8 protein-coding genes are annotated in these 8,490 nt (G+C 43.7%); 5 read left to right on the forward strand and 3 right to left on the reverse strand.

Annotation, left to right across the window (positions count from 1 at the left end):
• The first annotated feature begins 100 nt into the window (after positions 1-100).
• The 3 genes from F6K37_RS25860 to F6K37_RS25870 all read left to right on the forward strand — a co-directional run bounded on the left by F6K37_RS25860 (position 101) and on the right by F6K37_RS25870 (position 3,534).
• Entirely contained in the window at positions 101-1,942 is a 1,842-nt protein-coding gene (locus F6K37_RS25860; RefSeq protein ID WP_009148891.1) for a glycosyltransferase family 39 protein, read from the forward strand.
• A 137-nt stretch (positions 1,943-2,079) separates the two neighbouring features.
• Positions 2,080-3,288 carry a glutathione S-transferase family protein gene (locus F6K37_RS25865; protein WP_287253135.1) on the forward strand — a complete coding sequence of 403 codons (1,209 nt, stop codon included), beginning with the start codon at positions 2,080-2,082 and terminating at the stop codon, positions 3,286-3,288.
• 66 nt (positions 3,289-3,354) lie between these two features.
• Positions 3,355-3,534 (forward strand): hypothetical protein, encoded by a 180-nt coding sequence (locus F6K37_RS25870; RefSeq protein ID WP_131827118.1) that lies wholly within the window; start codon positions 3,355-3,357, stop codon positions 3,532-3,534.
• A gap of 69 nt (positions 3,535-3,603) precedes the next feature.
• Here F6K37_RS25870 and F6K37_RS25875 read toward each other — a convergent pair whose 3' ends face one another.
• Positions 3,604-3,741, reverse strand: a complete 138-nt coding sequence (locus tag F6K37_RS25875) for a hypothetical protein (protein WP_009148895.1) — start codon at positions 3,739-3,741, stop codon at positions 3,604-3,606.
• A gap of 39 nt (positions 3,742-3,780) precedes the next feature.
• On the opposite strand from F6K37_RS25875, the gene ppk2 reads away from it, so the two are divergent.
• Positions 3,781-4,764 carry a polyphosphate kinase 2 gene (gene ppk2 / locus F6K37_RS25880; protein ID WP_009148897.1) on the forward strand — a complete coding sequence of 328 codons (984 nt, stop codon included), beginning with the start codon at positions 3,781-3,783 and terminating at the stop codon, positions 4,762-4,764.
• Between the two features lie 14 nt (positions 4,765-4,778).
• Here ppk2 and F6K37_RS25885 read toward each other — a convergent pair whose 3' ends face one another.
• Positions 4,779-5,252 carry a hypothetical protein gene (locus F6K37_RS25885; RefSeq protein ID WP_143764228.1) on the reverse strand — a complete coding sequence of 158 codons (474 nt, stop codon included), beginning with the start codon at positions 5,250-5,252 and terminating at the stop codon, positions 4,779-4,781.
• Between the two features lie 319 nt (positions 5,253-5,571).
• On the reverse strand, positions 5,572-7,119 hold the full coding sequence (locus F6K37_RS25890) for an ammonium transporter (protein WP_044494306.1): 1,548 nt from the start codon (positions 7,117-7,119) through the stop codon (positions 5,572-5,574).
• A 605-nt stretch (positions 7,120-7,724) separates the two neighbouring features.
• On the opposite strand from F6K37_RS25890, the gene F6K37_RS25895 reads away from it, so the two are divergent.
• Positions 7,725-7,943, forward strand: coding sequence for a hypothetical protein (locus tag F6K37_RS25895; protein WP_009148905.1), 219 nt, complete (start codon positions 7,725-7,727; stop codon positions 7,941-7,943).
• Positions 7,944-8,490: the final 547 nt, after the last annotated feature.

Raw genomic sequence — 8,490 nt, forward strand, 5'->3', positions numbered from 1 at the left:
TAACTTAGGGGCTAAAACCCCCTGTTTCCATATATTTTGTCTGTCATCTATTTCCATTCCATTGGCAAGTGTGCTCCTTTGCTGATTGAGGTTACTATTGTTGAAAATTTTCCTGAGAAGTCTCTGGTTCCACCCCCTGTTGCTATTGTTTTGGATTGCTATTGGCAGTGTTTTACGCTTCACTAACCTAACCCTGAAGTCTCCCTGGACTGATGAATTTGCCACAATCGTGTTCAGCTTGGGCAATAGTTATCAAACCTTACCCCTAGACCAAGCCATTTCCCTCTCTACCCTGTTACAACCACTGGCATTTAATCCAGAATCGGGAGCATCAGCAGTTATTCATCATTTATTCACTGAGGATCACCACCCTCCTCTATACTTTGTCCTCGCGAACTGGTGGATGAGGCTATTCTCCTTCGGTGTACAGGCGTTTGATGGAACATCCTTACAGGATAGCGACTTAGTAATTTGGGGAATGCGATCGCTTCCCGCCCTGTTCGGTATAGTATCAATTCCCGTAATCTATGGACTGAGCTGGGTAGGGTTTCGTTCCCGGTTAGTCGCTCAACTAGCAGCAGCAATTATGGCTGTGTCTCCCTACGGTGTCTTTCTAGCCCAGGAAGCCCGTCATTACACCTTAGCTATTTTGTGGGTAATGGCATCCCTGTGCTGCTTAGTTATTGCTGTACAACATCTTCAACGCCATACTGTTCTACCGATTTGGATATCCCTGTCTTGGGTAGTGGTTAATTGTTTAGGTATAGCAACCCACTATTTTTTTATCCTGACCCTCTGTGCTGAGGCCATGGTTTTATTAGGACTTTGGGGATTAGCCAAAATTTCTCCTTCTCGACCCTCTCCCATCCGGCGCATTGGTGCAGTTGCGGCAGGTAGTGCCATGGGAGGATTAGTTTGGTTACCAGTGTGGCTATCGAGTTACGATGCTCAGATGACTGAATGGATTATCAGTAGCAGTGAAGGGAGTTGGGCTTGGTGCAAGCCAATTTTTCAAGCTATCGCTGCTTGGATCACCATGTTATCGCTATTGCCCGTAGAGTCATCTTCCCTGATAGTGGTCATTGCTTCGGGTTTGGTGATGTTGCTGTTTCTAATCTGGTTGCTTCCGATTCTCTATCGCTATCTAAAAATACAACTAAATCACCCTCAGACTGCTTTGGTCACAACGGTTTTAGGGAGTTTCTTGATTAGTGCGATCGCATTATTTTTTGGTATTACTTACTGCCTTGGTACCGACCTCACCCGTGGTGCTCGGTATAGTTTCGTTTACTTCCCTGCTGTGATTGTATTAGTAGCAACCGCCCTAGCCGTGAGTAAGCGTCACCCTTCAACACCAAATCCCACTGACAATAGTAGCCATGGGAAACCGAAAACTATAGCGCTAGTTTTGTTAATGGGGTTTTTGAGTAGTATTACCGTAGTCAGCAATCTAGGCTATCAAAAATACTATCGTCCAGATTTATTGGTACCGATAATCGAACAAAAGTCATCAGTACCGATACTAATTGCTACTACTCACAACACCTTGGTACAGACTGGTGAAATGATGGGACTGGCTTGGGAATTCCAACAGAAGGCTGATCAAAAACTATCTTCAGTAAATCCCAAATTTCTATTGGCACATCAAGACCAAATTCAGTGCCAGCAGACCAATTGTCCGGCTGCTATCACTCTTAAAAAGACTGTTGCTAATTTGTCAAGTACCCTAGATGTATGGTTGGTGAATTTTAACGCAACAGTTGAAGAGTTACCTAATTGTTCTGCTGAGAATTCTGTTAATAATTTAATATCCGTGGATGGTTACCAAGCTCAGGTTTATCACTGTCTTGATTCTAAGCATTCAGCTGTCAGCTATCAGGCGTCAGCCGTTAGCCGTCAGCCGTCAGCCGTCAGCCGTCAGCTTATTTTATTCAATAGCTGATAGCTAATAGCTGATAGCTAATAGCTGATAGCTAATAGCTGATAGCTGATATCTGATAGCTGATAGCTAATAGCTGATAGCTTAAGCAAAATATGCGATAGTATCTTTTGTAACAAACTCTAATTAAACCCACCCCCATGAGTATCGCCCCCCTAACCTGGCAAGAACTAGAAGCTCTGACGGATTTTCAAATAGATACTGTTAATGGAGCTACTAACGCTCAATCCTGTTTGCGCCTATTTGGTTTTACTGAATCTGATATTCGGGTTACCCTATACCGCGATAACCACGCTTGGTGCCCTTACTGCCAGAAAACTTGGCTATGGTTGGAAGAAAAACAGATTCCTTATCGTATCAAAAAAGTTACCATGTTTTGTTATGGTAAGAAAGAAAGTTGGTACAAGCAGAAAGTGCCATCGGGGATGCTACCAGCTCTAGAGCTAGATGGTAACTTGATTACCGAAAGTGATGACATTTTAATCGGATTAGAACGGGTTTTTAAACCCTTAGAACAAAGCATGAAAGACCCCGCTGTCATCAACCTACGGCAGTTGGAGAGACTTCTGTTTAGAGCTTGGTGTACTTGGTTGTGCTATCCTACACGTTCATCTAAAGAAGAACAAAATCACCAAGACCAATTTGTTAAAGTGGTGGAGATGGTGGAAAATGCCCTAAGCTCCACTCCGGGTCCTTACTGTTTGGATCAGTTCGGTACTGTTGATGTGATTTTCATGCCTTATGTCGAACGCATGAATGCCAGTCTTTATTACTACAAAGGCTATTCTTTGAGGGAAGAAAATCCTCGATTGGCAGCTTGGTTTGAGGCCATGGAAACCCGACCTACCTATCGTGGCACCCAGAGCGACTTCCACACCCATGTCCATGATTTGCCTCCCCAGATGGGGGGCTGCTGGCCAAACGATAAACCCCAGACGTTAATCAATCAGGCACGGGTGGACAATGGTCCTTGGGAAGGGCTACCGGATGTAACTTACCCAGAACCGGAAACTTCCCGTACTGAAGCTCTCCAACGAGTGCTTAAACACCGCACCAATATCATTCGAGTTAACCCCGCCGACGAGACCTTGTTTGATCCAGCCCTGCGTTGTGCCTTGACACACATGATTACCGGGGAAACCTGTATGCCACCCTTGGGTTCAGATCCTGCTCTGCGATATTTGCGCGATAGAATTAGTGTTCCTCGGGATATGTCTATCTATGCTGCTAAGAGGCTCAGAGAGTCTCTGGAAAAAACTGCCTCTTTAGTAGGAAATGGTCAAGGTTCTGCTATTCCCATCCGTCACCGACGTGACCAAGATCCAGCGAACTTTGCCAAGGCGATCTAGAGTTGCGATCGCACTAATTGGGTGTATCTTATATTTGTAAAAAAGTGATTAATCGTAGGGTGGGCAGTGCCTACCAACCCTATGGGCAGCTTCGTGAATCTGCCTGATCCACTGCCCACCCTACATCTTACCAACTACATCTCAGTAAGGTGGGCAGTGCCTAGCCACCTGATGGGCAACTTGGTGAATCTGCCTAATCCACTGCCCACCTTACATCTACATCAACTAGAGTTGCGATCGCACTAAGTTTATCCAGCATATTAATCCTAGGGTGGGCAGTGCCTAGCCACCTGATGGCCAGCTTAGTGAATCTGCCTAATCCACTGCCCACCCTACATCTACATCAACTAGAGTTGCGATCGCACTAAGTTTATCCAGCATATTAATCCTAGGGTGGGCAGTGCCTAGCCACCTGATGACCAGCTTGGTTAATCTGCCTGATCCACTGCCCACCCTACATCAAGCTCAATACAAATACAGGGTTGTATAGCAATGAAAAATAAATCTATGAATGGGGATCAGTCCCAACGGGCGAGCAAAAAGAAGCATCTACTAGCAGCAGATAGTAAAAAGAAAGATAAGAAAAAATTAAATAAGAAAAAATTAAATAAGAAAAAACTTAAGAAACAAAAGAAGGCCAATCTCCCAAATTCAGAACGAAAAGTGTTCTACCACATTTCTGAGGCAGAAGGCAGCTCTAAACTTCCCAGGAAAATTTATGAAAAGGAGCTTGCCCGTCTACAATTGGAACTGGTGAAAATGCAATACTGGACTAAGCATACTGGTACCCGCATTGTGATTGTGTTTGAAGGACGTGATGCAGCTGGTAAGGGGGGCACTATTAAACGGATTACCGAACCCCTAAATCCACGTGGCTGCCGAATTGTGGCATTGGGTACACCGAGTGATCGGGAAAAGACCCAATGGTATTTCCAGCGCTATGTCGCTCATCTGCCCGCAGCCGGTGAAATTGTCTGTTTTGACCGCAGTTGGTACAATCGCGCTGGGGTGGAGCATGTGATGGGTTTTTGTACCGATGCACAGTATCAGGAATTCATGCAAACCTGCCCAGAATTTGAGCGGATGTTGGTCAGATCCGGCATAATTTTGCTGAAGTATTGGTTTTCAGTTAGCGATGAAGAACAAGAGCGACGCTTCCAATCTCGCACCACCGATCCCGCTCGTCGCTGGAAGCTCAGCCCGATGGATCTAGAATCTCGCGATCGCTGGGTGGAATATTCCCAAGCAAAAGACAACATGTTGGCTCACACCAATATTCCCGAAGCCCCCTGGTTCACGGTGGAAGCTGATGACAAAAAGCGGGCTCGTCTTAATTGCATCAGTCATATTCTCAGCAAGATTCCCTACATTGATATGACACCGGAACCTCTAGAATTACCCCCACGCAAGAAGGCTCCCAATAACTATGTGCGCCCACCTCTGTATGAGCAATTCTTTGTGCCCCAGTTGTATTGACATTTGGGAACGTCCTAAAATTCAGGACTTAGGGGTTTCTTCCTGTATTTTATTTCATTATCCTTTGCCTGAGACAATAACTGATAACTATTTCGATAAGCTCCTCTAGGGTCAAGTAAAGACTGAATCTTTTGTGATGTTTCTTCAATAGCATGTAGAATCCTGCCAACGATATCAGTTTGCTTAGCTTTAACTAGCAACAAACACTGATTAGGGTAAAAAACAACAATCAGCAAAGTATCTCTAGATTCCATGAATATTTTTTCGTTGTTTACCAGACTAGGTAAGCGGTTAATCGATTGGTGAAACTCGATTATTTTATCGGCTATTTTTAGAATTTCAGTTTTATTTAATTTACCTATTAACTGAGTAATTGGCAACTGTTTATAGAGGATAACTGCACCTAAAATGTCATCATTATCAGCTACTAAATCCCTAACAATGCTATCGTAATCTTGTGTGTTTTTTGACATATTGATTATGTTCATGGGATTAATTTTGATTAAACTACTCTAGCAAAGGGAACAGGGAACAGGGAACAGGGAACAGGGAACAGGGAGTAGGGAATATGGCATCAAAATTATATCAATTGCTACACGGATTGCTATATTGATAGTCTTGATCGGTATCCAATAAAACTATGATCACACTATTCCTAAACTAATTTCATTTATGATCATAATCCTTTGGCTTAGTTTGTCTGTATCAAATTAAACTTATTTGCTGGAAAATACTGTTATTGATTACCTTCATAACCGGCTGAATCCTAGAATTTAATGGGTTTGCTTGTATCTACAGAACAGTGTGTTAATTTTGTCTTTGCTGATCCCTCAGCGGTGATTGCTTGAGATCTCCCTTAAACAAAAAGCCACTGTAGGCATTCATACGGTGTTCGTGGAAATCTAGACCTTCAATTTCTGCTTTTTCTGTAACCCTTAGACTTGAGGAAAGTATACGTTTAACTAATAACCAAGCTAGCCAGCTCAGGAAAACCGTTGACACATCTACAGCAACAATGCCGAGTAGTTGAATAAAAAGCTGCCGGATACTATCTATCCCGCCACCACAGAATAGTCCGGCTACTGGACCGTTACCAATACTATACAAATCACCAGGTCCTTCACTGAAAAGACCTAAAGCCAGTGTTCCCCAGACTCCACCGACAAGATGGACAGAAATAGCACCTACTGGATCATCAATTTTCATCCTGTCCCAGAAGTCTACTGAAAAGACCACTATTATTCCTGCCAGCAGACCTATGGTGATAGCGCTACCAATGGTAACGAATCGACAGGATGCGGTAATGGCTACCAAACCCGACAGTACTCCGTTAATAATCATAGTGGGGTCAGGCTTACTGTCAGGATCCCTTGGGTCAAGCCAGGTAGTTAGAGCTGCGGCAATACCCCCTGCACAAGCTGCTGTATTAGTGGTGAGGACAATATGGCTAATTGCGTTGGGATCTAAATTCGTCGTTCCGGGATTAAAAATCGTTGAGCCGGGGTTAAAACCAAACCAGCCCAGCCATAAAATCAAGCAACCTAGAATCGCCAGGCTGAGATTGTGTCCGGGCAGCCCATAGGAAACGCCATCTATATATTTGCCCTTGCGTGGTCCGAGAAGGTAAGCACCTACTAAGGCACAGCAACCGCCTACGGAGTGAACTACCGTTGAACCAGCAAAGTCCCAAAATTTCAGCCCTTGTAGCCAGCCTCCTCCTAGCCAGCCTCCTCCCCAAATCCAGTGACCCGTGATTGGGTAAATGATGCCGACAAGTAGAAGGCTGAACAGACAAAAGGCAGAAAATTTGATGCGCTCGGCCACTGCTCCAGAGACAATAGTGGCAGCAGTTCCAGCAAAAACCAGTTGAAAAAAGAATTTGGCGTTGAGGGGTATACCAATATCTTTTAGTGAATAGAAGACACCGTTGTAGGCTTCTCCTATGGCTGGACTATTATCTGATCCCGAAAGGAAAAAGCCATTGAAACCTAAAACAGGGTTGCCATCACCAAACATGAAAGCAAAGCCAACTGCCCAGTAAGCGGCTGTAGACAGGGCAAACACAATCAGGTTTTTAGTCAAAATGTTGGCGGCATTCTTTTGGCGGCAAAGACCAACCTCCAACATCCCAAAGCCCGCGTTCATGAAGAATACTAAACAACCAGTGAATATCACCCAGATAGTATTCACGGTGATTTGGAGCGATTCAAGGGTAGTCTTAAAAGGTGGATTCTGGGCTACTGCTACCTCGGCACACAACAGAATAATTATTGGGATTAAGGGCAAGCAAACTTTCCAGCTTTGCAGCCTCCAAGCGCTGATGCACCTTAACCTTTTGCGCTTTTGTTTAGACATTAGTAATCAAAGGTTTAGTGCTTAGAATAAAAATCAATACTTGTAAGCATTCAGCTGTCAGCTTACGTGGTAATCGACAGTGGTATGGGAATCATGGTCAAATAATTGATTCCAAATCCTGTCGATGGATACCTACAATCTCGGTTATCTGTGATCATTATGAATTAGTACAAATAACCTAGTAGACAACTGAATTAATTAATTTTTTTTGGCCTTGGGCTACTAGTGAAAACTCTTTTGGCGTAGATAAAATGTTGGCGTAGATAACACCCTAATCTTAAATCAGCCTAAGTCATGAGTGACCATTGACTTGGCTTATCCTTACACTAGTTCCCTTGATTCTATGAGTAACTATAACTATTAACTCCCCGGGCACTTGATAGTGTTTTTCCAGGAACAGTTAAGCACTATCTTACTCTTAGAGTAGACGATATTTTCACTATTGTATGCTAGCATTACCCTTTTTCTTTTTTTATTCGTCGAAATATATTCCTGTTTTTTTACTCTCATAAAATGTAATTATTCAGCAGTCAGCTGTCAGCCGTCAGCTGTCAGCCGTTGGCCTTTGGCACCTCAAGTAGCACCTCAAGTAGCGGATTAGCTGAATGCTTACAGTTGCGGCAGGAAACGGGCAAGATGCCCGTTCCACCAAGATGCCCATGGCACCAAGATGCCCGTTCCACCAAGATGCCCATGCCAGCAAGATACCCATGCCAGTAAGATGCCTGTTCCACCAAGATGCCCATGGCACCAAGATGCCCATGGCACCTACCGGGTCAAACCGCAAAAATGAGATGCACCCAAGAGTCGATAACCAGGATTGATGATCGTGATTTTTTTTTGCATGATGGAAGTAACTCCTATTTAGGAGGGAGGAAAGCCGCGCTGGTCGTGGTTAACAGGTATTGCCAGCGCGGCTATTAGTTTCAGTCGTCACCTTCTATACTATAGATAACTACTCGAAAAAATGCAAGGCTTAATTAAAATCTTTTACATTTATTTGCAAATAGTATTGATAGCAATTGATGTACTAAATTATGTTTAATTTGTACAGGATTTTTTTATGGAATTATATTTTGCTCGAGCAGGGAACATGGAATAGGAAATATCAAAAAATCTGTTTAACTGATAGAGCATCAAGAATATTAATGTAGGGTGGGCAGTGCCAAAGATAGATAACAGCAGCTGGCGATCGCATTAGTAGGCACTGCCCACCGCGCGAATTAATCACAATAGAGAATATTGATGTAGGGTGGGCAGTGCCAAAGATAGATAACAGCAGCTAGAGATAGGATGACTAGGCACTGCCCACCAAAGAATTAATCACAATAGAATATTGATGTAGGGTGGGCAGTGCCAAAGATAGATAAC

This window comes from Moorena sp. SIO4E2 (assembly GCF_010671945.1).
Lineage (GTDB): Bacteria > Cyanobacteriota > Cyanobacteriia > Cyanobacteriales > Coleofasciculaceae > Moorena > Moorena producens.

Bases quoted from the DNA above. Each gene is read 5' to 3' on its own strand.
- F6K37_RS25865 (WP_287253135.1), top strand. From the start codon at position 2,080: ATGAGTATCGCCCCCCTAACCTGGCAAGAACTAGAAGCTCTGACGGAT.
- ppk2 (WP_009148897.1), top strand. From the start codon at position 3,781: ATGAAAAATAAATCTATGAATGGGGATCAGTCCCAACGGGCGAGCAAA.
- F6K37_RS25885 (WP_143764228.1), bottom strand. From the start codon at position 5,252: ATGAACATAATCAATATGTCAAAAAACACACAAGATTACGATAGCATT.
- F6K37_RS25890 (WP_044494306.1), bottom strand. From the start codon at position 7,119: ATGTCTAAACAAAAGCGCAAAAGGTTAAGGTGCATCAGCGCTTGGAGG.
- F6K37_RS25895 (WP_009148905.1), top strand. From the start codon at position 7,725: ATGCTTACAGTTGCGGCAGGAAACGGGCAAGATGCCCGTTCCACCAAG.